The organism is Hoylesella marshii DSM 16973 = JCM 13450 (assembly GCF_000146675.1).
In the GTDB taxonomy this organism is placed as follows: domain Bacteria; phylum Bacteroidota; class Bacteroidia; order Bacteroidales; family Bacteroidaceae; genus Prevotella; species Prevotella marshii.
This window is the reverse complement of the sequence record NZ_GL397214.1, coordinates 600,846-625,491: the sequence shown is the minus strand read 5'-3', so window position 1 is coordinate 625,491 and position 24,646 is coordinate 600,846. Positions and strand designations below refer to the sequence as shown.

Here is a 24,646-nt window from a genome sequence, read left to right as displayed (position 1 = left end):
CTGGGTGGTTATCTCGATTTGAGGTAGCCACCCTTTTTCGTTTTCCATACTGGCGTTGCACTTTCGCTTCTCACGTCCACATATTCCACTTTGATATGCCATAAGTCGGTGCTGATTTCTTTTTATTCGCAAAGGTAGTAAGGGGCTACGGCTTGACAAGGTCAGTGCCTTTGGTTTGTACGGAAAATCTCCACACCTACATTTCATTTCGGGTAGTATTTTCCTACAAAACCTTGTGCCGGCTGCGCCCCCTACCTTGTTCTTGCTACAAAAAGGAATCAGCATACTCCGATCTTTGGACGCATAAAAAAAATGTCATTATGGAACAGCAGAAAGTAAATATCACATCTTCGATGAAGAAAAAAGGATATAGCTCCTCCTCTCATTACCGCATAAGTTCGGTGGTTGATGAAAGTGAGCGTTTGGTGGCAACTAAGTTTGTGCAGTGGGATGTTGAGCCTTTGGAAACTTTGAGCCACAGCAAGGTTTATTTATTGCGTGTGAAACTCAATCGTGGGGAGCGAATGAGCCGTGAGGAAAAGAATTGGCTTGCCGAAGCGGTGAACACTAACACCTACTTCCGTACAGCCGTACCCCTTATGGGTTATCGGTTTGACTTTATGGACGTATTGAAGAAGTATTTGGTCAATCAATACGGACATTGGGCAGAGTATTACGCACCCGACAGAACAAGCCTAAGAGCCTACCTATATGGGCGCATCAATCAAATAGTAGAAATTCCCAAGTATTAACAACATCAAAACATATACGACAATGAAAGGAACAGAACATTTCACACGGACAATAGCCGAGTATCTCAATCAGCGTGCTATGACAGACCCCTTGTTTGCCCCTAACTTGATGAAACCGAACAAGAATATCGAGGAGTGCATCACCTATATTCTTAATGAAGTGCAGAAAAGCGGTTGCAACGGCTTTGATGATGATGAAATCTTCTCTATGGCTGTTCATTACTACGATGAGGACGATATAGAGGTGGGTAAGGCTGTTTCTTGCCAAGTTGCCGTTAATCACATTGTAGAACTCACAGAGGAAGAAAAAGCCGAAGCAAGGCAGGAAGCCATTAAGCAATATCAGCGTGAGGAACTTGCCAAGTTACAGAGCCGTAACGCACGAGTGAAAAAGACCGAGAACATAGCAACCCAAGTACAACCATCACTATTTGATTTTTAAGCCTATGAAACCGAGAAACAAATATGAAAAGGCAGTTTTGGAACAAAGCAAGTATCTTCGCCCGATAACAAAGCAACAAAGTAAGTGGGCATTCCGTGAGTGTATTGACCACTTCGCCTACCGCTTGCCAAAAGGTCGCACCACTTGTATGGATTGTGGGCATAGTTGGATAATGAACAAACATAGAGAAACTTGCACTTGCCCTCATTGTAGGGCAAAGTTGCAGGTCAAGGAAACCTACGAGCGCAAGTTGCAGCAGAAGCATTATTTCACCCTACTTACCACTTGTGGAGAGTTTCAAGTATTGCGCATGTTCCTACTTGTTGTGGGAATAGAGAAAGGCTGTAAGGCACAATATCACGCACTTGAAATCGGTCAGTATTGGTGGAACGCAAAAGGACAGCAAGCCATTGTTGCCATTCCACGCACATTGGGCAGATATGTTGATACCTTTTCTTACTATACCCCTATGACTATCCGTAACGACAATGAAGCCTACCGATATGCAGCCTATTCGCAGATATATCCTAAATTCAAGGTTACAGACACACTCCGCAGGAATGGTTTCAAGGATAATTTTTACGACATTGCCCCGACAACACTCATTCCTGCATTGCTTTCTGACAGCAGAGTGGAAACATTGATAAAAATAGGACGAATGGAGCATTTACGCTATTTCCTCAACAACAAATCGACATTTGACGCTTGTTGGCAGTCCTACAAAGTTGCCACTCGCAACGGCTATGAGATAGAGGATATTTCTCTATGGTGTGACTATGTGGATATGCTCCGCAGATTGAATAAAGACATACACAACCCGAAGTATGTTTGCCCCACCGACCTGCATAGGGAACACGACCTAAGACAAAGCGAACTCCGCAGACAAAGGGAAAAGGAAGAAAAGGCGGCGAAACGCAAAAAGGCAATGGAGGAAGAGAAGCGTTTCCACGAACTCAAATCCAAGTTCTTTGGTATCTGTTTCACAGACGGCACAATCCAAGTCCACGTATTAGAGAGCGTGCAAGAACATTTGGAAGAAGGTGTATCAATGCACCATTGCGTGTTCGACAATGCTTACTATCTCAAAGAAAACTCGCTTATCCTTTCGGCAACCATTGAGGGCAGACGGATAGAAACGATTGAGGTCAATCTGGACACGCTCAAAGTGGTGCAAAGTCGTGGAGTGTGCAACAAGAATACGGAGTATCACGAACAGATAGTGAACCTTGTTAATGCTAATCGAGAACTAATAAGCCAAAGAATGAAAGCAACTGCATGAAGTATGAACCATTAAAATATCAGAGATATGAAAACAGAGATAGAAAACATCATCTATAACTACACGGACGAGATACCGCACATTCTCATCAGGGTTATCAATGCAATAACCCTATCCGACAATGAGGAAGAGTTAAGGACGGCAATAGGCAAAATAGCCGAAGAAACGGAACTTGACAAGTTTTTCGCCTATGGTTATGGCGCACATCACTTTTGGCTCAAACACCGCAAATTATCCAATGGAGAGCCAAAGGAGTACAGATTATTAAAGGTTGAATTTTAAGATTAGGAATGATGAAGAAACAGAGATTTTTAGTTTACACGGAATATGTTTTTGACGGCGTATTCGATGTGGTTGCCGAGAGCAAGGAGGAAGCACGGCAGAAAGTCCTGCAAAATTGTGGATTGGTTATGGGTGGAAGCATTCACAGCACCCTGCCCGATGATGAGATAAACTGGGCATTTGACAGACACCCCAACAAGCGAATAGACAGAATAACGAAGGTGTAGAAACAGTGTCTTGAATAAGACCAAGAGCCACGCAAACCGAAAATTTGCGTGGCTTCTTTTCTTTGTCTTTGAACGAGTAGGCGACCAAAGCAAAGAAGCAAAAGAAAGTCGCAAGAATTGCATTATAGGTTTAATTACAGAGTAAACGTTTGACAATTTGAAGCATCAAGTTTTAACTTCGAGATAAAGTCTTTTACTCTCGAAATTTCTTTGTCACGCTCTTGTGGATTATTATAATAAATGGAAAAGAACCACTGAACATCTGGTGTGACATGTTTAGCTATCTCTACAAAATAATCTAAATCAATATCAGATAAAGAGTGTCCGTAAATGACGATTTTATCTATATTGGTTAAACTGCTCCAGTACTTAGCATTGTCGCTAATTATTTCAGAAATATTTTTCTGCTGCTCATTTACAACTTCAGCAATATTATCGTATGCCTCATATTCATAAATCATTGGATCTTCTGAAAGGAAATCATTTCCATTAAGGTTGTTTATATGCCCAACAACTAATCTTTGATTACAGTTTCGCCTTCCATGTATATAATTGATTTGTGCCTTTGGAATTCTGTAAAGGGTCTCCAATGTTTCGGTATAGTTGAAAGATAGAAACGTGCCATTTCTGTCAAAATGTGGCAAGACTACAGGCTGAGCATCTATATCTATTTGATTAACCCACTCTTCAAATATACCATGGAAAGCCTCGAACATCATTTCTAGGTGATATTTGGGGGCGTCCTCCATTTGAGCTTGAAACCGCATTTCATGGTCTTCCTCCAATTCAATATCTTCTGTCGATTCATCGAATGCGTTCTGAAAATCAATATTTCCTAAAGCATATTCAAGGTCACACCATAGTTCTAGTTCTCCATTTTTTTTATTCTTCGTGGGATAACACGTTTCTAACTGCCCTAACCAATACCCATCTGAGCCAGAATGTTCCCATGCATATTCTCTAAAATCACTATACAAAGAAGCTATGCCATGATGAATGTCAAAGCCATTGCCAATTATATGAAGTGTAGCCATCGCATTTCTCATTAATTAAAATTTCTACAAAGTTACTTATTAATAGTGACAAATACGAAAAACGGGAATAAAACTCACTCGCAAGTTGATTAAACAAACAGGAAGATTGATTGGAAAATCAAGGAATAAAGAATAGGGTAAACTCCACCTGTCTGCGCTTGACCAATCCTTTCAAAACTTTTCCCTTGTATTTGCAGAACGAAACATACTCACGATAGATATTTCTGTCTCCTGCCTCAATCTTTTGTAATAATCGGCTCTTGGGATGCTTACCATAACCAAGCAATCTCCCCACACCCACGTTATAGGCAAGTAGGCTGAGCAGCAGGGCATCCTTACCATACCCCTTGAAGTGTTCAAAGCATTTCCAAAGGTCGGCACGAAGCAGGGAGTCTGCCTGCCGTTCCGTCATATCCGCTGTGAAACGTTCTCCTGGTTGCAGCTGATGCCCATACCCAACATACGGATAATTCTTCCAGCCATGCAGTCCCTCAAAGTATTTCACAACGACAACCGCACGTTCAAAAGGTGGCAAGTCTGCCAGCCGCACCCTGCGCTGGGCAAGGGTCGGCTGACAGAACAGGCAGAATACACAAAGTAAAATGAAAGAATTTATCGTTCGCATCTATTATGTTCTTAGTGGCGAGAGGATGTAGGCTTGCCCTCTTCCCGCTCGTTGTTAAAACTAAAGGTTAGCTGCTGAACCTTACCGAAACTATCCTCCACATATACATCAATCGTCTGGCGGTCAGATGACAGAGAGGTGTAGTACAAGCGGAACACATCCTTCGTCAGCGGATAGCGGTCGTTCGGCTTGAAAACCGTACCATTATCATTTCTTAGTAAGCCCTTGCCATCAGACTGGAAATAACGTATCGTATAACGAGTGTCGGCAAACTCACCGCCTCGCTTCAGCGTGCAGCGTATCTCAGCCGTCTGTCCCTTTATGATGTCCTTCTGAACCGGCATTGTCTCCACCGTAAACGGATAAGACTGCTGAACATCCAAATCCCTATCACAAGCAGATAGGCAAAACACGGCAAGGGTCAGCACACCCATTACCCAAATCGTATTCAATATCTTCTTCATCTTTTCTTCTACTTAAAAGTTAAACCTTAGTCCTGCAGAAACAGCCGGGCGGAAACAATGCAGGTCCGAGCCAAAGAGGAAACGTCCCTGCGCCTTTATAAGAAAGAGAACCCTGTCCGTTAGGAACACTTCCACCGAACCATGCACGGCACCACCATAGACAAAGCGAGAGCGGTCGAGCAGTGTTGCCCCATCGGGCAGCAACTTCTTATCCTCGTTCAATTCCTCATAGCCACCCAAAGCGGATATACCACCATAGAGAAACACGTTCTTGCCTCTGTCGGAGAGAACTGGGTGCATATAGCCCAAGTGCAAGAGTGCATCCATGAGTTTTACGTTATAACTTCTGTACGGCATATTCTGCTGTTCATACTCTGCCATAACAAAGGTATAATTCTCATGTCCCAAGTATCGGGTGACTGATACTCCCATACCGAAATTGTCAGCAGCAAGGAACTTTTCGCCCTTAATAAGTGGAACACTCCCTACAACCTCTATTCCCCTTTGCTTGGGTATCAGTCGCTGTGCCTGCGATGGCAAGCTAAAAGCCATTGCTACCGCTGCACAAACCGATAAAATGATTTTCTTCTTCATAATGTCTACCATTTCAGTTTGAGGTTATCAATCTTCTTTGCCAACTGCAGGTCTTCTGCCGTCACATAAAAGGTCAGTGTACGACCGCCATTTCTTTCATAGAGCGTCACTTCAAGCTGCTTATCTTCTGCAAGAGAAAACTGCTCGAGCGCAAACACAGTATGTTCACTACCCATGCCACGCACCTGCATCACCTGATGATAAGCACGAAGTGGCTGTAATACTTGTTCCTGTATAGCGGTACGCTTTGCCATCTTCTTATCAACCACCTTAAATGTGATAAAATCCACCGAGTACGGCATATTCGTGCCGTTTTCCATACGGGTGTGGAAATACAGCAAGCCGTTATGGGCATACAAGCCACGAAGCAGAAACTTCATGCCAAACTGCTGTGCACCGATGTGCTTAATGCAGCGTCTGTCATTCTGATAGATAGTTTGCATCATCAGTTTTACTAATACAGGCGACTCGTTACCGAGTTCCTTAAAGTAAATGTCAGAGCGATTGCTTGGCAGTCTACCTTCCGTCGTGGAAAGAAAGTCTTTCATCTCGATACTTAACTTCTCTGGCTCATCGGCATATTTCACGTTGAAAGCATAGAAAGAGCCGTCCTCACAGATGACACTCATATTGGTTTCCGTCTCAAAGTCCTTCACCGAAGCCTTTACACGCAGTACGTTCTCTGCATCCTCTGCCTTTCCTGCAATGATATTCTGCGAACCTAAGTCTACATAACGAATAGCAGAAGGGAAGATAAGATGCACGGTCTTGTCAAAGGTGACGTCCAGACCATACGGCAGTACGACACGCCCCGTTGGTATGGCACGGCTCATACCTTGAAACAGCTCTCCCGAAGTAAGCGGACGGTTTGGTGTCAGGCCATCATTGTTTTCCTGTGCAGTGGCTGTTGCTCCCACCATGGCAAGCATAGCCATTGATAAAATAATTTTCTTCATTGTTCTTTTTGATTTGATGTTATTTTTTACTTATCATTTTCGATTGTTTTATTTGGACTGAACCAAGAAAAGGCGGTAGCCACCCTTGAGCGTTACCTTGATGGTACGCAGTTTCTTCTGAAGCAGCTGACTTGCGCCCTGCATCACCCCACGGGCAGCCTCTGAGATAATTTGGTCTTTGGCAGAGGAAGCGAAGGTAAAGGATGTGCCCATTGAACCACCGATGTTCGCCCCAACTTCCTTAAGCGCATTGACGTCCTCCGAGCCTGGTATATACACGCCCTCTTGTCCGTCTGTGTCATATACCGAGAGCTTGACAGCTATGATATGGCCGTCCACTTCTATGCTTTTGATAAGCAGGTGCATACGGTTGCCCTCAATCTTAGCGACGGCTATGAGTCGGCTTTGTCGTGGAATGTGCAGTCCCTGTACCTTGGCAGTTTCCAGCAGACGGAGTACAACATTGTCACCCTCTTTAAGAACAGTAGTCCTGTCCACGACGACTTTCAGCGTATTGCGCATTGTAGGTACAGCCGTGCTTGCAAGCGAATGAAAGCCCATATTACGAGCCTTCTTGCCGTATTCCTCCATAAAGTACACATCGCTCATAGGCTGGTCAAGTGAAGAAACTATCTGCTTACGCTCCGGCAGAACTTCCATTGCAGGCTTTTCATTCTGCATGGTCTTGCCCTTAGCGACATCAGAGCCACCTTCAGTGTCTTCCGTTTTTTCCTTTCCTGCCGTCAGACCATTATTGAAGGTAGGTGGAGTTGATGCTTTAGGAAGATACTTTGCTGCCATCTGATAGCTCTTTTCCATCAAGGCAAGCTGCCGTTTCTCTTCATTGTCCTCCCTGCTGTCTTTGGCAGAGAGTTCCTTTTTAAGGTTATCTATCTCCGAGCGCAGGGCTTCACGCTCCTGCTCGTGTGGGTCGGGAGCGTAAAAGGAGTTCAAGAGGCGATTGTTCTCCTCATAGCGATGCATGGAGTTTTCTATCTTTGCCGTAGAAGCAGCTGTCTCTGCACGCTCCGCCTCTGATGGAGCAGTGTTCTGTGCGAAATAGTCCGATAGCCTGCCCATCTCCTCGCTAGTCTGTTCCCCTGTGTGCCTTGTCGCCCAATTCGTAGGCTTTGAGCTTGTTCTCCGTCAGTTTTTCTGTCGTTGCCTGCGGGATGCTGTCATTGAGTCCCTGCTCCGCTGCAGTCTTATCCTTGCCCGAAGGTGCGAAGATAAACCACATCGAGAGGGCAAACAGCAGTCCCAGTCCTCCGAAGACCAAGCCTTTTTTCATTTGTTCTTTCTGTTTATTATCCATTTTCTTTGATTGTTTGATGATGTTGTAGATAAAAATTGCCGTGTAACTCTTGTAAAGTACTGTCCGCCCATATCGGACTGTCCATCAGCTTTCCCGTGGGGATGGGTAGTTTTTCCTTCTTTGGAGGAAGGAAAAACTGCGCTATCATCCAAAGCGAGCAGAGCAGATAGATGAAACACAGCCCATAGACGATTTCCTTTCTCTGCTTTATCGTGAGCCGTTCACACCGATGGCGGAGCCATAGGTGAAAGCGCAGATAGTGACGTGAGAGTAAAAAGTTTCTTTTCCTTGCCATAGCCTTATCGTTTATAAGTCTGTATATCCCTGTTTTCCTTCACAAGGAAGTTCTCCATAAGAAAACCTTGCGGGTTGTTATCCGAACGAACTGAGTTCTGCAGCGTGCAGGTCGTAATGAGACTACGCTCTGTAACGTTACTCTGACGGACGATAAACTCCCTTGCATAAGTCGTTACCGCATAAGGGTAAGTATTAAAGTTGCAGTGGATAGAGTCCACCTCTATGCGCTGATTGACATTACCCGATATGGCACGGTTATAATAGCCTTTCTCTGCCAAGTCTTTGTAATAGTTGAAAGCCGACTTGTCACACAGCACAAAGGCACGCTCCATGTTCTTCTCAATGGCATCCTTGTCAGGCGCAATGGTGAAGAACAGCTCGTGGAAACGACGCACATGCTCCCTTGCCTCTACGGGACGATTACGACTTGCATCCTGACTGAGAGCCAGCATGAGCGACTTTCCCTGGTCAAGCACATAGATTTTCTCCCGCTGCTCCTTGGCGAAGCTGTACGAGGCATAGACGGTATAACCGCTTACCGCCACGCAGACGATGGCGAAGACAAAGGCATAGAGCCGTATCTGCCTGAATGAGGTCTCGATATTTGTGAGTGATTTAAATTCCATTTCTTTTTGTTTAATGTTCTTTCTGTTTAATCTGTAATCGTTGTTTGGCAGCAGAGTAAGGGTACGGGAGTTTCCACCCATTAATATCCCTTTCCGCACCCCACTCGTGGGGTGTGCTCGTACCCCACGAGTGCCCCCTTACGACACCCCACGAGTGGGGTACAAATCGAGGGGCTTAGTGTCCATTATGCGGCTTGTTTCATTTCCCTTTGAGCAACGCTCCCTTGATACGTCCGCCCACGTTGCCGATAGCGGCACCCGCTCCGCCTGCCACATATTTACCACCCGTGTATGCACCCTGTGCGCCACGCTGCGCTGTCTGATTGACGTTGCGACCGTATGAGCCGATACCGCCTCCAGCTTCGATAATCCAGCCAGCCACAGTAGGTACACAGAAGTAGCCTACAATACCAATAAGGAAGAAGACGATATAGTACCACGTCCCCGAATCAGGCAGGTAGTTAGGGTCACTGAGCGCTTCGATATCCTTCTCTATCATCAGCACCTGTATTTTCGTTAGCAGTGCCGTAAGAATAGAGCTAACAGGCAGCCACAGGTAGACCGATATATAGCGTGAGAACCATGCCGTAAGTGAGCCAGCAAGACCATCCCATACGGCAATGCCGAAGACTATCGGACCGAGAATGGCAAGAACGATGAGTATGAAGGTGCGCAGTGTGTCGATGATAAGCCCTGCAGCATGGAACAGAAGTTCTAAAAGGTCGTGTACCATCTTCATAATCCATTGCTTGGTCTGATAGGCAGCACGCTCGGCATACATACCCGCTATCGTCACGGCATCTTCAGGCCCGATGATACCCATTTCCTCTATCTTCTCATCGAACTTCTCGTTGGAGACAAGGTAGGCTGTTTCAGGATTCCTAAGGTAGGCTTCTTCTTGCAACTTGTCCCGCTTGGCAGTAAGCTCTGCAAGGTTCCCCTCCTGTTGGTGTACCATCATCTCCGTTCCCTGCACTACGGGCGAGAGAACGGCATTCATCGTACCCAATACGACTGTCGGAAAGAACATTATACAAAAGCCTAAGACAAAAGGTCGGAGAAGTGGAAAAACATCTATCGCCTCGGCACGGGCAATGGAAGCCCATACCCGAAGAGCAATATAAAAGAGCGCACCCAAGCCCGCAATGCCTTTGGCAATGCCCGTCATCTGGGCACAGAGTGGCATCATCTCATCATAGGTTGAGCGTAGCAGCTCATGTAAACTGGCAAAATCCATAAGCAAGTGTGTTTAGATGTATGAATGACCAATTACCAATATCTGCTTGCCGTATTACCATAGAGTGCCTTAACGGAGGCAAGGTTGTTCTTCTCCCTTGCACGCACATAGCTCACGGAAATGTTCTTCCTTGTGTAGTACGACACGAGCGAACGATTTTCCCTCAGCGTGGTGTAGATGCGGTCAATGGCCTGCATTCGTTCGTGGTCGTTCATCGAGAAGACATTGCTCTTAACAATGGACTTTAGTTCCTTAAGACTCTCACCGCTCTGCTCCAAGAGTTTGGCATATCCCGAAGCCATTGCCGCGAGTTCCGAAGGACGGAAGTTCTTGTCCGAGAGCATCTTCTTATACGAGGTGACGTAAATCTCCGAGATGTCACCCACCATAAGGATGCACTCTTTGACCTTATAGGCATCACCAATCAAGTTGTTCACTTTCTTCAGGGCATCGTAATACTTCTTGGTGTCGTTGTAAAGCTTCTCCACCTCCTTGAACCCGTCAAGGGTGTTCTTCACCGTCTTCGAAGCTGTTGCTATCTCCTTGACCGAATTGACGATGTTGCCGGCAAAATTGCCAGGGTCGGTTACTACCCACTGTGCGTGGGCTTTGGGAACAGAAAGGCTCAATCCTAAGAGAGCCATAAAAATGTACTTTTTCATTGTTACTATAGTTTTGATGGTTTGTACTTATTTCTTTTTGTGGTTTCTTTTCTCTATGGCAAGCTGACGGATAGCTGTTTCGATATCCCCACCAAGCTGTGCCGCCCTGTTCATCACCTCTACCTTCTCGGTTTCCTCCGTGGTGTAGGTCAGGTATTCCTCCATACTCACCTCCGTGGCATAGACGGCACTCTGCATACCGCCCAGACCTATCCACACTTCCTTGTAGAGTCGGTTCGGGTCATTGTTCTGGTTAATGGAGAGTATCTGGCTCTTTTCCTTTTCCGAAAGACCGAGCATCGCCTGTATGCCGTCGAACTTGGTCATATACTTGCGCTGGTCAAGCAGTATCTTGCAGTCGGAGTTATTAATAATACTTTCCTTGACAATGGGAGACTGAATGATATCGTCCACCTCCTGCGTTACGACAATGGCTTCCCCGAAATATTTTCTCACCGTCTTATAGAGATACTTGATGTAGTCTGCCATGTTTGCCGAAGCAATCGCTTTCCACGCTTCCTCAATGAGTATCATCTTGCGGATACCCTTTAATCGGCGCATCTTGTTGATGAAGGCTTCCATAATGATAATCGTTACCACAGGGAAAAGGTCTTTGTTGTCCTTCACTTGGTCAATTTCAAAGACGATAAAGCGTTTGGAGAGCAGGTCGATGTTCTTGTCCGAGTTCAAAAGGAAATCATATCGACCACCTTTGTAGTATTGCTTCAATGTCGTTAAGAGGTTGTTGATGTTGAAGTCCGAGAGCGTTACCTTGATGTCACGCTTTTCCATATCCTTTCGGTACACGTCCCGCAGGTACTCATAGAAGGTATTAAAACAGGGTGTAACGCTGTGGTCTGCACATATCAGCTCGATATAGGAGTTTACGGCTGAACCAAGTTCGCCCGCTTCGGTCTTAGTGATATGCTCATCGGCACTCTTCCAGAGTGTAAGCAGCAGCGTACAGATACTCTCCCTTTTCTCTACATCGAAGAAGTAATCATCCGTATAAAAAGGGTTGAAAGATATAGGACTTTCATTGGTATAGGTGAAGTAGACGCCGTCCTCGCCCTTGGTCTTGCGGTGGATAAGTTCGCACAAGCCTTGATATGAGTTACCCGTATCAACCAAGAGGACATGTGCCCCTTGCTCGTAATACTGGCGTACCATGTGGTTTGTGAAGAAGCTCTTGCCACTGCCCGAAGGACCCAAGATGAACTTGTTGCGGTTGGTGATGACTCCCTTTTTCATCGGTAAGTCCGATATGTCCAGATGAACAGGTTTTCCTGAAAGGCGGTCTACCATCTTGATACCGAAGGGAGAGAGCGAGTCCTTGTAGTTCGTCTCTGCCGTAAAGAAGCAGAGGGCAGGCTCGATGAAAGTATAGAATGACTCTTCTGCAGGAAAGTCTGCCGCATTACCGGGAATGCCTGCCCAGTAGAGCGTTGCCGCATCAATGGTATTGTGACGTGGGTGGCATTCCATAAGAGCAAGTGCAGAGCCCACGTCATTCTTAATCTGGCGAAGTTCTTCCTTATCGCTACTCCAGGCCAATACGTTGAAGTGAGCACGGATGGAGGTCAGTCCCTGTGAATGGGCAATATTGAGATACTCCTGTATCCACTCCTCGTTGATTTGGTTGCTACGGCTGTAGCGTGCCAGCGAGTGCATATTCCTTGCCTGCTTCTCGAAGCGTTCCAAGTTGACATCGCTGTCCTCGATGAAGAGATACTGGTTATAGATATGGTTGCAGGGTAGCATCAACCCTACGGGAGAGGCAAAGGAAAGACGGCAGTCGCTTCTGTCGGTGGATAGCCGTTCATATCGGCTGTCCGTGCTGACTGTTGTAGGCAGGTCATCCGTGTCGGAGAGCGTGTGTAGGCAAAGCATATTGTCGCCCACACGCACAAGGTCTGCGCCCAAGCGGATGTCCTCCAACGAGGCGTGTCCTTCTTCCGAGAGGGAGAAATAACGGTCCAAGAGTCCGCCCTTTTCATTTGTGCCAACCAACTCATCTTCAGTCATGCGGACAATCCTTAGCTGCTCGGTATCGTTGATGATACGCTCGAACTGATCGACGGCTTCCATGAACTTCATTACCTCGTCCTTGTTGGTAATCTCTTTTGGTAGCAGATGTCCACGGCAGAGCGAGGAAAAATTGCTCTGCTGTGCCATACGCTGCTTGTTCGTCTTGGTCAGGAAGAGATAGACTGAGTGGTGGAGATACGGACGCTCATTGAAGTGCCGCTCAGAGGAACGGGCAAGGAAACTCAATCCACCATCGGAGAGCTTTCCTTGATAGTCCTCCTTAATGAACCAGTCCTGCTTATGTACGATGCTGTAATTGGGCAGCACTTTTATAGCCTTGTGCCAGGCAGAGTGCATTGCTTCGTATTCTGTAGAAGTGACGGTAAAAAGTTCGGGCAGTTCCACACGGAAAGCCACCGTGATGTCAGCATCCTTGCTCACCATGCAGCCCTGCTCGATGGAGAGCAGCGGGAACTTTGATTCAAGGGTCGTTATCTTGCTTTTGTTTCTCATTTTTTTGCTTTCTTTGGTTGAAGATTACGGATAAGGTGGCAGACCGTACAGCGGTTCACAAGGTAGCGTGGGTGCATACGTACTGCTCCTTTTTTCATCAGCCCGTATTGCCCGTACTTTCTATTCATGGTGAACGTTTGCCATACCACAAGGCTGGCACCCACTACACCTATGACAAGACAGGTAATTTGGCTGACTCCACAGAGATAGAGAATAACCACGAGAATAAAGACAGCCAGCAGCCCTCCTGCAAAGAGGAAGAGATACTGTGCCTTCAAGCCCTTGAACTCTACCGTCCGGCCTACACCTTTGTTGATTTCAAATGCTGCCATCGCCTTACAGGAAGAAACTTCTCAAGATAGTGGCAGCCACGATGAGGAAAATACACGCACCGAACCAAGAGGCTGCGGTCTTGCTCGTATCGGGGTCACCACTTGAGAACTTGTTATAGACTTTTATTCCTCCAATCAGACCTACTACGGCACCGATGGCATAGATGAGTTTTGTCCCTGGATCGAAGTAGGAGGTTACCATTTTTGTGGCTTCATTGATACCCGCCATGCCGTTGCCCTGTGCGTATGCTCCTGTGGCAGTGGCGGCTATCAGGAGTAGCATTGTGATTTTCTTTTTGTTGTTCATTGTTCTTTGTATTTTAAGTTGTTAAATGAATTGTTTTCTTTTGGGTAGAGATGGTAAGGGGTGGCTCGGTTTTATCGTATGACTGATATTGGTTGATTGTTTTACTTTTGAACCACCCCTGCATTCCTCCAAAATATGAAAATCAAGAAACCATTTTTACAGATAATAGGACAGCGGTCTGTCGTCAGCATCGCCCACCGCTGTGTCAGATATGCCAGAAACAGGAGGTGTTGGGTTTTGTGATGAAGGCATTGCTGGTTGAGCACTCTGTTCTTCCTTTTCTTCCGCCTTACGGATTTTCTCCAATAGCGAGGCTTGTTCACCCAGCATCTTGGCGATGTTTTCTTTGTACTTATCCAATAGGTCTGAGTCTTGAAGCCGCAGAACGGTCTCTTTGACTTCTTCCTCATCAGCCTCCTCACTGTTCTTTGCCCACTTTTGCAGGCGAACTAAGTCACGTGCGAGGACGGACTGCTCCGAAATTTCGGCTTCGCCCGATGTGGACTCGATGGATAGGTTTAATTCCTCACGGACAATCTCATCTTCGTCCACTCTCTCCATCTCGAAATCAACGTCCATTTCGTTGTCCTCTTTCATTTCTTTCTCCTTTTCGGAGTTCTGCGGTGCAAAATTATTATTATTCTGCTCCGAATTTTCAGATGATGAAACAGAGGGGATTTGTGGGATAATCGGGGAAGTGGAACGGCTTTTTCCAATCAGTACAAACTCGGCTTGCTCTATTGTTCCTTTTCCTTTCTGTCCGTCTTTTTTCTTCGTTGCTCCTTTCTTCTTGCTATCTTCATCGCTCTTTCCGTTTTTCTTGATAATGAAGTCATACGGAGATACATACCGCATATAGAAATACAGGATACCAAGCATCATCCAAATGATGATGAGTACCAATATAAAACTGAAAAGTATTGTTTCCATCATAGTGTTATTGTTGTCTTACGTCTTTGCTTTGCTGCTGCATTATTGAGCAATTCCTGATGTTCCCGCAGATGCTCCCGGAGGATATTATCAATATAGGAAGCAATAGATACCCTTTCTCCTAAGTCTTGTAGCACATTGCGCAGGTTCTGTAATGTCTCCAAATTGATGGAGAAAGCTGTCCGCATTTGCGAACGTACGGGATGAAAGTATAGGGAACGGTATTCCTCTATGGAAAGGGACGACCTGCCGGACTTTTCCATTCTTGGCTTCCTTTCTCTTTTCGGTTCCGTGTTCCCGATTTCCTCTCCTCCTGTTTCGTCTGTTCGTTCTTCTTTTGCCGTCTTCATTTCTTCCGAACTTTTGTCTTCCTCTCGTGATGTTGCGAGGGAAGGCTCGGTGTCCTCGGATGGATCGAAGGGGTTGGGAACCATGACAGGTTTCACCACGACATTGTCCTCTGCCATTTTCTTCAGCTTCTTTTCCAGTTGCTGTTTTCTTTCCTCAATCGTTGCCATTTTCTGTTTTCGTTTTTAGTTTGAGACGTTGAATTATCTCGGAGACGAGTTCATCCAGCCCCGTACCCGTTCGCAGTCCCTTTGCAGGAGGCTGATAGGTGGAACGGAACACACCACGCAGCCCGTATGTGGAGAGTTCGTGGGAGAAGCGGTGCGTAGCATATACATAGCCGGGCAGGAGCGTGAGCTCATGTCCTTGGATGAGCTTCGTGTATTCGTCAATGATGACGTTCCTCACCCTTCTGTCCACCTTGTTCCAGAAAAGGATAATGTCCTTTATTTGGGAGTCGGACATCGAAACTCCAATCTCCGTGATGGTCTTGGCGTATGCCATGCAGGAGACGAGCGACTGTATGTCGGCTTCAAGTGGAGATAGGATATAGTCCATCTGAAGGGACAGTTCCATCAGTTCGGTTGTTCCGGCATGTCCCGGGAAATCAAATATAACCAACTGGTACTTCTCGTTGCTGATTCCGTCGATTTTACTTCGTGCAGTCCTGACGGCTTCCTTGGGTGCAGACTTGTAAATTCTGTATGCTTTTTTGCCAAGGTGATGAAAGTACTCTTGCATGGATTTGGAAAGCTCTTCGCTCTCCTGAACGATACTTTTCTCACGTTCCCTCAGTTTGTAGAAAGAGTCTTGCGACAGGTCGCAGTCCATCACGAAGAGGTTGATGCCTTGTTCGTAGTACAATATGCTGCTTACGATTTCGGCAAGAGTACTTTTTCCCACTCCTCCCTTTTGCGAGGAGAACCCCAGAAAGATGGGGCGTTGTTGTTTGTTCTCCATAATGATAATTTCTTAGTTCATATTACTTGTCTATTTGATGTTTGGATGTGCTCTCATTCTTGAGAAGTATCAGCAGACAGTTTGTTCTGGCTGCGTATGGTTCGTGCGATAGTCTGAAAGGACGATTTATAGTTCTTGCTATCTGTTGTACTGACAATAGTTTGTCATGACAACAAATTGTTATGAATATGTTTCGTTCCTTCTTGTCATCTTTGGTGTAAGCCAACGGTAATACGATGTATCTTTTACTTGTATCATCATGCCATTGTTCGCTCGTTCTGACTGCAAAATAAATGATATTTTGGCTGATTATATGACACCAATGAAGTGCAGGGAAATGCGAGGAAAAAGAGTGAATACCATTGATAATGAGATATTTGAAAACTCGCCGTAACTTTGCAGGCGAGAATAATACATGGAGGTAATATCCCGAAGCAGACACCCCACGAGGGTGGATACTTCAATCGTATCAACTCTTGATATTGGCAAGGTGTGTCTTTGTAACACAAACTTACAGTTGTACCACAAAGACCCTTGCCCCAAAGGGGATTAAATCACTCCAAAGTCGTGATTAAAGAAAAGTAAAGCTATGGATAAGGAAGAGAAATCTCGTTCAGAGAGAAAAAAAGCGGAAAAGCCACGCTGGGACAATTGGCACGTGCGGTTGCCCAACCCCAAAGACCAGCAAAAAGTCATTGAACTTTTCCATAAATCCGGTGCAAAATCGAAGTCTGATTTTGTGCGTGGATGTATTCTTGGAGGGAAGTTCAAGGTGATAACAGTGGATAAATCCGCTGTGGACTATTATCGTAAACTCTCGGAATTGATTGCCGAAAATCATCGGATAGGCGTACTCTACAACCAAACAGTACGCGCAATAAACTCTTATCACAGCGTGAAAACTGCACAGATTTTACTTGAAAAATTGGAAAAAATCTCTGGTCAAATCATCACGCTACAACAGAAAGCCATCCAACTGACGGAACAATTTGATAGTCGATAAAGGAATATGATTGCAAAGATTTCTTCTACCGAGAACCTTGGGGGAGCATTGGGATATAACTTCAAAAAGGTGCAGCACAACGAAGCGGCAGTCCTCTGCGTGAACGAACTTCGGAAAGGCTTCGATGGCACTTTTCAAATGGATAAGGTACTTGCCGATATGCAAAAGGCGATACCAGAGCAATGCAGGACAAAGAAAACGGTTTTTCATTGCTCACTCAATCCGCACCCGGATGAGAAACTATCTGATGAAAGGCTCACGCAGATTGCGAAGGAGTATATGGAGGCACTCGGCTATGGCAATCAACCCTACATCGTCTTTAAGCATAATGACATTGCCCGTGAGCATATTCACATCGTTTCGCTTCGAGTGGATTTCGATGGTAATAAAATCAATGACAAGTTTGAGGGCAGGCGAAGCAAGAAGATTACTAATGCTTTGGAAAAGAAATATAACCTCATTCCAAGTTCAAAGGTCAGTGAGAGAACAACAACAGAAACACCAAAGGTCAATGTTGTGCAAGGGAATATCAAGGAACAAGTGGCAAATACTGTTCGTTCTGCGATGAAGCATTATACCTTCTGCTCCTTAGGTGAACTAAATGCCGTTCTGCGTAAATACAACCTTGCAGTAGAGGAGGTAAAGACCGAGTATAGGGGCAAGCAATATGACGGGCTGGTCTATGTACCTACCGATGACAAGGGCAATAAGGTGAGCACGCCCATTCACGCCTCGGACATAGGCAGAGGTGTGGGCTATACTGCCGTTCAGAACAAGATGCTGAAGTCAAAACAGATGGTTAAGCCATTGATACCAACTGTCAGAAGAAAGGTATTAGAAGTAATGCGTACTTCTCCCCACACAGAGGAAAGACTTCGACAAAGATTGGAGAAACAAGGCTTGCAAGTGGTAATCCGAAAGAATGATAATGGACGCATCTATGGAATTACATTCATTGATGATGAAAAAGGTATTGCGCTCAATGGCTCTCGATTGGGTAAAGGATATGCTGCCAATAAGTTTAACGAGTACTTCTCTAACCCGGAGAATAATCCATTCTTGGATGAATCGCTTTATGGAAAGATTGATACCACCTTTCAACAACAGATGCAGACAATACAGTCTGATGAGCAGGAAAGCGACAATCTTGTCGATGAATTTATCGACAATATGGTAGGAGAATCCTTCTCTTCATCGGGCAATGATGATTGGAAAGAAGCGGCATGGCAACGCAAACTTCGTAAGCAAAGTAAGGTAAAACTTAAACGCAGGAAGCGTTAATGGCACCATTCAAATGGTAATCAAAGATTTTTCAAATAGTATTCAAACGATATTCTAACAACAATAAAATAGCATTATGGCACAAGAAGACGATTTAAGGGCATTGGGTAAGGTTATGGACTTTATGCGGGGAATTTCAGTGATTTTCCTCCTGATTAACTGTTATTGGTTCTGCTACGAGGCATTTCAGTCGTGGCACTTCACACTCGGCATCATCAACAAGATACTGATGAACTTTCAACGCTCCACGGGATTGTTTTCATCAATCCTTTGGACGAAGCTGTTTTGTGTGATATTTCTCGCCTTATCCTGCTTGGGGACAAAAGGCGTGAAGGAGGAGAAAATCACATGGCCAAAGATTTGGACGGTGCTTTTCGCTGGTTTTGTGCTCTTCTTTCTGAATTGGTGGCTGTTGGCATTGCCCATAGGTAAGGTGGGTGCTGCTTCGCTCTATATCTTCACGCTTTCTTTGGGCTATATCTGTCTGCTAATGGGCGGTGTGTGGATGAGCCGACTGCTCAAAAACAACTTGATGGACGATGTGTTCAATACCGAGAATGAGAGCTTTATGCAGGAAACTCGGTTGATGGAGAACGAATACTCGGTAAACCTTCCTACACGATTCTACTATAAGAAGAAGTGGAACAAGGGCTGGACCAATGTAGTTAATCCCTTCCGTGCATCAATGGTACTCGGCACCCCCGGCTCTGGTAAGTCGTATGCTATCGTGAACAACTACATCAAGCAGCAGATAGAGAAAGGCTTTGCCATGTATATCTATGATTATAAGTTTCCCGATTTGTCGGAGATAGCCTACAATCACCTGCTCCATCATTTAGATGCTTATAAAGTCAAACCGCAATTCTATGTGATTAACTTCGACGACCCTCGCAAATCACATCGCTGTAATCCCATCAATCCTGCCTTTATGACAGATATATCCGATGCCTATGAGAGTGCCTACACCATTATGCTCAATCTCAACCGCTCGTGGATTCAGAAGCAGGGAGATTTTTTCGTCGAATCACCGATTATCTTGCTTGCCGCCATTATCTGGTTTCTGAAGATATATGAGAACGGCAAATATTGTACCTTTCCCCATGCCATCGAATTCCTGAACCGTCCCTACGCACAGATATTTCCGATACTTACTTCCTACGATGAGCTTGCCAACTACCTTTCTCCCTTTATGGATGCTTGGGAGGGAGGAGCGCAGGAACAGCTACAGGGACAGATTGCGAGTGCCAAGATACCGCTTTCACGCATGATTTCTCCTGCCCTCTATTGGGTGATGACAGGTGATGATTTCTCGCTTGACATCAACAATCCCAACGAGCCGAAAGTACTTGTTGTGGGCAATAATCCCGACCGCCAGAATATCTACTCGGCAGCACTCGGACTTTACAATAGCCGTATCGTAAAGCTCATCAACAAGAAGAAGCAACTTAAAAGCTCGGTAATTATCGACGAGTTGCCAACGATTTACTTCCGTGGATTGGATAATCTCATAGCCACAGCACGAAGCAATAAAGTGGCAGTTTGTTTGGGTTTTCAAGACTTTTCGCAACTCACCCGTGATTATGGCGACAAGGAGAGCAAGGTAATCCAGAATACGGTGGGTAATGTGTTCTCAGGGCAGGTGGTTGGAGAAACTGCCAAAACACTCTCGGAACGCTTTGGCAAGGTGCTTCAACAGCGACAGTCTATGACCATTAACCGTAATGACAAATCCACCTCTATCTCCACACAAATGGATAGCCTTATCCCTGCAAGCAAAATCAGTAATCTCACACAGGGAATGTTTGTCGGTGCTGTGTCCGACAACTTTGACGAGCGTATCGACCAGAAAATTTTCCATGCGGAGATAGTGGTAGATAGTGCCAAGGTATCTGCGGATATGAAAACCTATAAACCCATCCCCAATATAACTGATTTTACTGACAAAGAAAGCTGCGACACGCTCAAAGAAACCATTGAAGCCAACTATCGTAAAGTGAAGCAAGAAATTCGATCGCTTGTCGATTCAGAAATTCAACGGATAAAGCACACGCCAAGCCTTGCCCATTTAGTAAAAGATTAGCAGCCTTATTCTAATACTGCCGTATAAATATGAGCAAACGTTTGCATTCTGTATTTTTCATTATTTTTCCGGAAATTGCTTGTAATTTTGGGGAAAAATACTTAAATTTGCATCATATTTTCAAAATAGGAAACATATTTTTCCGTAAAGTTATGTACCTTTGTCGGCAAATAAAGATATTCTCGTCAAACAAATATAAATAATATAAACATGGAAAAAAACAGAAAAAAACAAATCGTAGTTTTGAGTATAGCTTTAGTTTGCATTTTCATCTTGGTATTTTCATTGTTCCATAAATCAGCGACAAAAGATAGCGCAAATCCTCCTTTAACAAATGTTTTGACTGATAGCATTTCTCAAATTGTCTCAGCTTGTCCTGGCGAAATTGGTGTGGCGGTTATTGTTAATAACAGAGATACGGTTAAGGTCAATAATAAGAGTGTTTATCCTATGATGAGTGTGTTTAAGGTTCATCAGGCATTAGCTCTTTGTAATGACTTTGACAATAAAGGAATTTCACTTGATACCTTAGTAAATATAAATAGGGATAAACTTGACCCAAAGACTTGGAGTCCTATGCTGAAAGATTATTCAGGGCCAGTCATATCATTGACAGTGAGAGATTTGCTGCGTTATACTCTTACTCAGAGTGACAACAATGCAAGCAACCTTATGTTTAAGGATATGGTTAATGTCGCTCAAACAGATAGTTTTATAGCCACACTCATTCCTCGTTCAAGTTTTCAGATAGCTTATACGGAAGAGGAAATGTCGGCTGACCATAACAAGGCTTACTCTAACTATACATCTCCTCTTGGTGCTGCAATGTTGATGAATCGTTTGTTTACTGAAGGTCTTATCGATGATGAGAAACAAAGTTTCATTAAGAATACGTTAAAAGAATGCAAAACAGGTGTAGATAGGATAGCAGCTCCACTTCTTGATAAAGAAGGGGTTGTTATAGCGCATAAGACAGGTTCAGGTTATGTTAATGAAAATGGTGTTCTTGCAGCTCACAATGATGTTGCCTATATATGTCTGCCTAATAATATCAGTTATACCTTAGCGGTATTTGTTAAGGATTTCAAGGGAAATGAATCACAAGCGTCACAATATGTTGCGCATATATCAGCTGTAGTATATTCTTTATTAATGCAAACTTCAGTAAAATCTTAAACTGCACTTGCTTTGATAATTAATGATAAACAATCTAAAAGCACTCTAATCGTTATCGGAGTGCTTTTAGATTACTAATCAAATTGCTTCTATTATAATTTGAATCCTCTACTTTTTCTTTCTTCCTGTTGCGGCACTCTTGCTCCATATCTAAGCCTGTGCCATTGCTCCCTGAACCAGTCGGCAATCGGCTTCCTGTTTATTGTCAGGTTCAGCCTGCTTTCATCGTCAGGGTCATTTTCCACCCTTAAAATATCATCCTTTATATCAAAGTTCCGCCTGTGTTGCTCGGAATAGATTTTACCGCTACATTTCAGGGCTTCTTTTTTGACTATAAGACTTTCAGTCATTTCTTTAGAGAATCCCAGCATGGCACAAAACTTTTCCATGCGCAGCATTTCCCTGAACATCGGAAACCACCTGAAAGCCTTGTCTATGATTCTGGCGAGCCGTGACAGTTCTTTTTCTTTCATGTCAAGTTCCTGCCTGTGCATTTCTCTGAGATTGTGGATTTGCGTATCATGCTGTTTCTGCATCTGCTGTACTTGGCTCTGCAATTTTTCAATATTGGTGTTCCGTTTTGAAACCTCGTCTTGCAGTTTTTCGTTGGCACGTTCCAGTTCTTTCAGTTTTCCACTCCCGAAAAGAGAAGCAACTCCACTAGTTATGGCTGTCGCTGCCGTGGTGGCTGTCTTCTTTAACTTGTCAGTGCGTATTTCTGATTTCACCTGTTTCAGTTCCTGCTCGGCAAGATTTATCTGTTCTTCTTTGTGCCGTTTGGCTGCATCCATGCGTTGCAGTTCAGCTTTCTGCTTCTCAATGATAAAGTCGTTCCGTTCCAGATGCTCCTTACCAGTGACAGCCTTTGACTGCCCGCGTTCCATCAGCAGGATGTCGGATGCAAGGGTCTGCATCTGCATCATGTCATCGTCATTGAGCTTTCGGCTCTTTCCTGTTTCGTGGTTCATCCAGTCGAAAACGATATGGGCATGATAGTTCGGCTTGAACCATCTGTCCCCGACTTTGAAGCTTTCCCTGTCTTCCGCTTCCGGCTGACCGTTCAGCCAATGCCCTTCATCCTTGTGCAGGAAGATTTGCAGCGGTGTGATTCCCCAGCGTCTTTGACACTCCTCACCGAATTTACGCACGTCTGCCAGTGTGGTGTCCGACCTGACAAGCAGCACTCCTTCACGTATGGGGGAGCATCCCGCAATCTTGACTATTTTACCGTTCTTGCCTTTGCGTTCACGCTCCTTTTCCTGCATGGCACGTCCGGTCTTTTCCTTTACCATCTGTCTGATATTGTCATAATGCATCCGCAAATCCGGACTGCCGAAGTCGGGATTTATCCACTGCTCATTATCGGTGGAGAGTTCTGGAACCACATAGGTTCTGGACTCTCCGATGTGGCGCATGTATTCGGCAGTCCTCCTGTTGTGAGCCTCACTCGATGCGATATTGCAGGGCTTGATATGTATGCTTGATTTTGTTGCCATAGATACTTGTTTTTTGGGTTTGTACTTTATTGTTTGCTTTTCCGCTGTCCGTAAACGCATGGGGTTCTTAGGGGTGCAACCCATAAGCGGAGATTGCAAAGAGAGGGTCACTCTTTGCTCTGGGTTCTCAGGGGAGAAACGCCCTGAGTGGGTCATTAGGGTAAAACCCTAATCCCCTCGGGAGAGCCCACAACTACGTAAGCGGAGCGTGTAGTTATAGTGGGCTATATCAATGGCAAGCCATTGTCTGCAAACTCCAGCCTACGGCTTCCGCTCTCCTCCGTCAGGGAGGTTTTTCATCATCGTTGCCGATTGGAGATGCACCGACCAGCACAAGGTCTAAATCGTCTATCAGTTTTTGCAGGACGGGATTCTTCTCTATCATCCGCTGGAGGATTCTCTCAGCCTCGACCAAGTGGTTGGCTGTACTCATCACCTTGCCCTCCCGTATCTGAAAGATAATCCAATCGGCTATGTCGATATGGGCTTCTTTTTGTTTCGGGGTGGCATTCCTTTCGATGATGTCCGAAACCACCACCTTACAAAAGTACATGCTCTCGGCTCGCTGTTTCCACTCGGCATAAGCATCGGCATCGGGAAAGAGAAGCACGGTTCGCCCTGACAGTACACGGAGTTTCTCTTCTCTCATCTGACTCTTACCACCCGTAGCCAGCCATACATAATCGGGGAAGATAGCAGAACCGATAACGGCACTCTTCTCGGATTCCACCAAGACCACCACCTTGTCGGGATGCGTTTTCAACAAGTGTTCCCCGAAAAGGCATTGGGATAGTTGCCAATCCTCTGCCAACACACGCTGCTTTTTCAATATGCTGTGTATCCAGTTCACTGCCGATGTCTGTCCTCCCTTGATACGGTGTCCGTCTTCGGGATTGTACTGCATCACCTTTCCCGTGCGTACCTTGCCCGTCCTGTCTATCTGCCAAAAGATAACAGAGCCGTCACGGGTAGCCCCCAAACGGTATTCCTCCAACAACCGCTTCAACACCTCTTTCGCCTTGTCGCCATAGTAGGAAGTAAGGAGTGTGAAGAGGAAACGGAAGAAATTGCTACGCTCGCTTTGCGACTTCTCCACATAGTGAGGGGGAATATAGCCGATGGCTGTCGGCTTACTTTGCTGCTTCACTTTCTTCTGCTCTGCTCTTTGCCTGTCAAAAGAGAAATCATTGGTAGTTCTGTGTTCAGGATGCTCTTGAAAATACTCTTTCGGAGTGTAGTGATACCCACAACCGCTTTCGTGGTTACATCTGCCGACCGATGGATGCAACGGCACATTATTTTCGTCCACGTAATAGACGAAAGAATGCCTGTCTCCGCATTTGGGGCAGGTATGCCGTGTTGCCGTTCCTTTATACTTCTGTAATGAATAATTGCCCATA

Annotated in this window: 28 protein-coding genes; 9 read left to right on the top strand and 19 right to left on the bottom strand. The window is 45.2% G+C overall.

Annotated features, from left to right (window positions below; all coding sequences use genetic code 11):
* The first annotated feature begins 320 nt into the window (after positions 1–320).
* From HMPREF0658_RS02645 to HMPREF0658_RS02625, 5 genes are read left to right on the top strand one after another with little or no spacing between them, the layout of a single operon-like run.
* Positions 321–752, top strand: a complete 432-nt coding sequence (locus HMPREF0658_RS02645) for a hypothetical protein (protein WP_006948377.1) — start codon at positions 321–323, stop codon at positions 750–752.
* Between the two features lie 22 nt (positions 753–774).
* Positions 775–1,194, top strand: coding sequence for a PcfK-like family protein (locus HMPREF0658_RS02640; RefSeq protein ID WP_006948376.1), 420 nt, complete (start codon positions 775–777; stop codon positions 1,192–1,194).
* Positions 1,195–1,198: 4 nt separating this feature from the next.
* Positions 1,199–2,473 (top strand): PcfJ domain-containing protein, encoded by a 1,275-nt coding sequence (locus HMPREF0658_RS02635; protein ID WP_006948375.1) that lies wholly within the window; start codon positions 1,199–1,201, stop codon positions 2,471–2,473.
* Between the two features lie 27 nt (positions 2,474–2,500).
* Positions 2,501–2,755 carry a hypothetical protein gene (locus tag HMPREF0658_RS02630; protein ID WP_006948374.1) on the top strand — a complete coding sequence of 85 codons (255 nt, stop codon included), beginning with the start codon at positions 2,501–2,503 and terminating at the stop codon, positions 2,753–2,755.
* Positions 2,756–2,763: 8 nt separating this feature from the next.
* Positions 2,764–2,982: a hypothetical protein gene (locus tag HMPREF0658_RS02625; RefSeq protein WP_006948373.1), complete on the top strand. Its 219-nt coding sequence runs from the start codon at positions 2,764–2,766 to the stop codon at positions 2,980–2,982.
* A gap of 134 nt (positions 2,983–3,116) precedes the next feature.
* On the opposite strand, the gene HMPREF0658_RS02620 is transcribed toward HMPREF0658_RS02625, so the two are convergent.
* From HMPREF0658_RS02620 to HMPREF0658_RS02545, 17 genes are all read right to left on the bottom strand, one after another.
* Positions 3,117–4,016 (bottom strand): bacteriophage abortive infection AbiH family protein, encoded by a 900-nt coding sequence (locus HMPREF0658_RS02620; protein ID WP_024990784.1) that lies wholly within the window; start codon positions 4,014–4,016, stop codon positions 3,117–3,119.
* A 118-nt stretch (positions 4,017–4,134) separates the two neighbouring features.
* Positions 4,135–4,641: a glycoside hydrolase family protein gene (locus tag HMPREF0658_RS02615; RefSeq protein ID WP_006948370.1), complete on the bottom strand. Its 507-nt coding sequence runs from the start codon at positions 4,639–4,641 to the stop codon at positions 4,135–4,137.
* A gap of 11 nt (positions 4,642–4,652) precedes the next feature.
* On the bottom strand, positions 4,653–5,105 hold the full coding sequence (locus HMPREF0658_RS02610; protein WP_006948369.1) for a DUF3872 domain-containing protein: 453 nt from the start codon (positions 5,103–5,105) through the stop codon (positions 4,653–4,655).
* A 12-nt stretch (positions 5,106–5,117) separates the two neighbouring features.
* On the bottom strand, positions 5,118–5,711 hold the full coding sequence (locus tag HMPREF0658_RS02605) for a conjugal transfer protein TraO (protein ID WP_006948368.1): 594 nt from the start codon (positions 5,709–5,711) through the stop codon (positions 5,118–5,120).
* Positions 5,705–6,655 (bottom strand): conjugative transposon protein TraN, encoded by a 951-nt coding sequence (gene traN / locus HMPREF0658_RS02600; RefSeq protein ID WP_006948367.1) that lies wholly within the window; start codon positions 6,653–6,655, stop codon positions 5,705–5,707. The genes HMPREF0658_RS02605 and traN overlap by 7 nt, the downstream gene beginning before the upstream one ends.
* Before the next feature lie 48 nt (positions 6,656–6,703).
* Positions 6,704–7,735, bottom strand: coding sequence for a conjugative transposon protein TraM (gene traM, locus HMPREF0658_RS02595; RefSeq protein ID WP_006948366.1), 1,032 nt, complete (start codon positions 7,733–7,735; stop codon positions 6,704–6,706).
* Positions 7,736–7,742: 7 nt separating this feature from the next.
* Positions 7,743–7,970 (bottom strand): hypothetical protein, encoded by a 228-nt coding sequence (locus HMPREF0658_RS12020; RefSeq protein WP_006948365.1) that lies wholly within the window; start codon positions 7,968–7,970, stop codon positions 7,743–7,745.
* Positions 7,963–8,265: a hypothetical protein gene (locus HMPREF0658_RS02590; protein WP_006948364.1), complete on the bottom strand. Its 303-nt coding sequence runs from the start codon at positions 8,263–8,265 to the stop codon at positions 7,963–7,965. The genes HMPREF0658_RS12020 and HMPREF0658_RS02590 overlap by 8 nt, the downstream gene beginning before the upstream one ends.
* A 4-nt stretch (positions 8,266–8,269) precedes the next feature.
* Positions 8,270–8,893 (bottom strand): conjugative transposon protein TraK, encoded by a 624-nt coding sequence (gene traK, locus HMPREF0658_RS02585; protein WP_024990782.1) that lies wholly within the window; start codon positions 8,891–8,893, stop codon positions 8,270–8,272.
* Between the two features lie 199 nt (positions 8,894–9,092).
* Complete coding sequence (gene traJ, locus HMPREF0658_RS02580; protein ID WP_006948362.1) at positions 9,093–10,130, bottom strand: conjugative transposon protein TraJ; 1,038 nt, start codon at positions 10,128–10,130, stop codon at positions 9,093–9,095.
* 32 nt (positions 10,131–10,162) lie between these two features.
* Positions 10,163–10,792 carry a DUF4141 domain-containing protein gene (locus tag HMPREF0658_RS02575; protein ID WP_004353763.1) on the bottom strand — a complete coding sequence of 210 codons (630 nt, stop codon included), beginning with the start codon at positions 10,790–10,792 and terminating at the stop codon, positions 10,163–10,165.
* A gap of 27 nt (positions 10,793–10,819) precedes the next feature.
* Complete coding sequence (locus tag HMPREF0658_RS02570) at positions 10,820–13,333, bottom strand: TraG family conjugative transposon ATPase (protein ID WP_006948360.1); 2,514 nt, start codon at positions 13,331–13,333, stop codon at positions 10,820–10,822.
* Complete coding sequence (locus HMPREF0658_RS02565; RefSeq protein ID WP_006948359.1) at positions 13,330–13,665, bottom strand: DUF4133 domain-containing protein; 336 nt, start codon at positions 13,663–13,665, stop codon at positions 13,330–13,332. Before HMPREF0658_RS02565 ends, HMPREF0658_RS02570 begins: the two co-directional genes overlap by 4 nt.
* A 4-nt stretch (positions 13,666–13,669) precedes the next feature.
* Positions 13,670–13,972: a DUF4134 domain-containing protein gene (locus HMPREF0658_RS02560; protein WP_004378854.1), complete on the bottom strand. Its 303-nt coding sequence runs from the start codon at positions 13,970–13,972 to the stop codon at positions 13,670–13,672.
* 156 nt (positions 13,973–14,128) lie between these two features.
* The gene (locus HMPREF0658_RS02555) at positions 14,129–14,905 is read right to left on the bottom strand and encodes a hypothetical protein (protein ID WP_006948358.1); all 777 of its coding nucleotides are present in this window, start codon (positions 14,903–14,905) and stop codon (positions 14,129–14,131) included.
* Entirely contained in the window at positions 14,902–15,420 is a 519-nt protein-coding gene (locus tag HMPREF0658_RS02550; protein WP_006948357.1) for a DUF3408 domain-containing protein, read from the bottom strand. Before HMPREF0658_RS02550 ends, HMPREF0658_RS02555 begins: the two co-directional genes overlap by 4 nt.
* On the bottom strand, positions 15,407–16,210 hold the full coding sequence (locus tag HMPREF0658_RS02545) for a nucleotide-binding protein (RefSeq protein ID WP_006948356.1): 804 nt from the start codon (positions 16,208–16,210) through the stop codon (positions 15,407–15,409). Before HMPREF0658_RS02545 ends, HMPREF0658_RS02550 begins: the two co-directional genes overlap by 14 nt.
* Positions 16,211–16,799: 589 nt before the next feature.
* Here HMPREF0658_RS02545 and HMPREF0658_RS02540 point away from each other — a divergent pair.
* The 4 genes from HMPREF0658_RS02540 to HMPREF0658_RS02525 all read left to right on the top strand — a co-directional run bounded on the left by HMPREF0658_RS02540 (position 16,800) and on the right by HMPREF0658_RS02525 (position 21,750).
* Positions 16,800–17,213, top strand: coding sequence for a plasmid mobilization protein (locus HMPREF0658_RS02540; RefSeq protein WP_004338348.1), 414 nt, complete (start codon positions 16,800–16,802; stop codon positions 17,211–17,213).
* Positions 17,214–17,219: 6 nt separating this feature from the next.
* Positions 17,220–18,494, top strand: a complete 1,275-nt coding sequence (mobB, locus tag HMPREF0658_RS02535) for a conjugal transfer protein MobB (RefSeq protein WP_004338346.1) — start codon at positions 17,220–17,222, stop codon at positions 18,492–18,494.
* A 76-nt stretch (positions 18,495–18,570) separates the two neighbouring features.
* Positions 18,571–20,574 (top strand): conjugal transfer protein MobC, encoded by a 2,004-nt coding sequence (mobC, locus tag HMPREF0658_RS02530; RefSeq protein WP_006948352.1) that lies wholly within the window; start codon positions 18,571–18,573, stop codon positions 20,572–20,574.
* Positions 20,575–20,784: 210 nt separating this feature from the next.
* A complete protein-coding gene (locus HMPREF0658_RS02525) occupies positions 20,785–21,750 on the top strand; it encodes a CfxA family broad-spectrum class A beta-lactamase (protein WP_004339683.1) in 966 nt (321 codons plus the stop codon).
* A 92-nt stretch (positions 21,751–21,842) separates the two neighbouring features.
* Here HMPREF0658_RS02525 and HMPREF0658_RS02520 read toward each other — a convergent pair whose 3' ends face one another.
* Positions 21,843–23,246: a hypothetical protein gene (locus HMPREF0658_RS02520; RefSeq protein WP_004339684.1), complete on the bottom strand. Its 1,404-nt coding sequence runs from the start codon at positions 23,244–23,246 to the stop codon at positions 21,843–21,845.
* Positions 23,247–23,529: 283 nt separating this feature from the next.
* Entirely contained in the window at positions 23,530–24,645 is a 1,116-nt protein-coding gene (locus HMPREF0658_RS02515; protein ID WP_004292742.1) for a DUF6371 domain-containing protein, read from the bottom strand.
* Position 24,646 lies beyond the last annotated feature (1 nt).

Coding starts and splice junctions, on each gene's coding strand:
- HMPREF0658_RS02550 (WP_006948357.1), bottom strand. CDS start 15,420: ATGGCAACGATTGAGGAAAGAAAACAGCAACTGGAAAAGAAGCTGAAG.
- HMPREF0658_RS02615 (WP_006948370.1), bottom strand. CDS start 4,641: ATGCGAACGATAAATTCTTTCATTTTACTTTGTGTATTCTGCCTGTTC.
- HMPREF0658_RS02630 (WP_006948374.1), top strand. CDS start 2,501: ATGAAAACAGAGATAGAAAACATCATCTATAACTACACGGACGAGATA.
- HMPREF0658_RS02635 (WP_006948375.1), top strand. CDS start 1,199: ATGAAACCGAGAAACAAATATGAAAAGGCAGTTTTGGAACAAAGCAAG.
- HMPREF0658_RS02545 (WP_006948356.1), bottom strand. CDS start 16,210: ATGGAGAACAAACAACAACGCCCCATCTTTCTGGGGTTCTCCTCGCAA.
- traM (WP_006948366.1), bottom strand. CDS start 7,735: ATGGGCAGGCTATCGGACTATTTCGCACAGAACACTGCTCCATCAGAG.
- HMPREF0658_RS02645 (WP_006948377.1), top strand. CDS start 321: ATGGAACAGCAGAAAGTAAATATCACATCTTCGATGAAGAAAAAAGGA.
- HMPREF0658_RS02640 (WP_006948376.1), top strand. CDS start 775: ATGAAAGGAACAGAACATTTCACACGGACAATAGCCGAGTATCTCAAT.
- HMPREF0658_RS02570 (WP_006948360.1), bottom strand. CDS start 13,333: ATGAGAAACAAAAGCAAGATAACGACCCTTGAATCAAAGTTCCCGCTG.
- HMPREF0658_RS02575 (WP_004353763.1), bottom strand. CDS start 10,792: ATGAAAAAGTACATTTTTATGGCTCTCTTAGGATTGAGCCTTTCTGTT.
- mobC (WP_006948352.1), top strand. CDS start 18,571: ATGGCACAAGAAGACGATTTAAGGGCATTGGGTAAGGTTATGGACTTT.
- HMPREF0658_RS12020 (WP_006948365.1), bottom strand. CDS start 7,970: ATGGATAATAAACAGAAAGAACAAATGAAAAAAGGCTTGGTCTTCGGA.
- HMPREF0658_RS02560 (WP_004378854.1), bottom strand. CDS start 13,972: ATGAACAACAAAAAGAAAATCACAATGCTACTCCTGATAGCCGCCACT.
- HMPREF0658_RS02605 (WP_006948368.1), bottom strand. CDS start 5,711: ATGGTAGACATTATGAAGAAGAAAATCATTTTATCGGTTTGTGCAGCG.
- HMPREF0658_RS02625 (WP_006948373.1), top strand. CDS start 2,764: ATGATGAAGAAACAGAGATTTTTAGTTTACACGGAATATGTTTTTGAC.
- HMPREF0658_RS02525 (WP_004339683.1), top strand. CDS start 20,785: ATGGAAAAAAACAGAAAAAAACAAATCGTAGTTTTGAGTATAGCTTTA.
- mobB (WP_004338346.1), top strand. CDS start 17,220: ATGATTGCAAAGATTTCTTCTACCGAGAACCTTGGGGGAGCATTGGGA.
- HMPREF0658_RS02590 (WP_006948364.1), bottom strand. CDS start 8,265: ATGGCAAGGAAAAGAAACTTTTTACTCTCACGTCACTATCTGCGCTTT.
- traJ (WP_006948362.1), bottom strand. CDS start 10,130: ATGGATTTTGCCAGTTTACATGAGCTGCTACGCTCAACCTATGATGAG.
- HMPREF0658_RS02555 (WP_006948358.1), bottom strand. CDS start 14,905: ATGATGGAAACAATACTTTTCAGTTTTATATTGGTACTCATCATCATT.
- traN (WP_006948367.1), bottom strand. CDS start 6,655: ATGAAGAAAATTATTTTATCAATGGCTATGCTTGCCATGGTGGGAGCA.
- HMPREF0658_RS02620 (WP_024990784.1), bottom strand. CDS start 4,016: ATGGCTACACTTCATATAATTGGCAATGGCTTTGACATTCATCATGGC.
- HMPREF0658_RS02515 (WP_004292742.1), bottom strand. CDS start 24,645: ATGGGCAATTATTCATTACAGAAGTATAAAGGAACGGCAACACGGCAT.
- traK (WP_024990782.1), bottom strand. CDS start 8,893: ATGGAATTTAAATCACTCACAAATATCGAGACCTCATTCAGGCAGATA.
- HMPREF0658_RS02610 (WP_006948369.1), bottom strand. CDS start 5,105: ATGAAGAAGATATTGAATACGATTTGGGTAATGGGTGTGCTGACCCTT.
- HMPREF0658_RS02565 (WP_006948359.1), bottom strand. CDS start 13,665: ATGGCAGCATTTGAAATCAACAAAGGTGTAGGCCGGACGGTAGAGTTC.
- HMPREF0658_RS02520 (WP_004339684.1), bottom strand. CDS start 23,246: ATGGCAACAAAATCAAGCATACATATCAAGCCCTGCAATATCGCATCG.
- HMPREF0658_RS02540 (WP_004338348.1), top strand. CDS start 16,800: ATGGATAAGGAAGAGAAATCTCGTTCAGAGAGAAAAAAAGCGGAAAAG.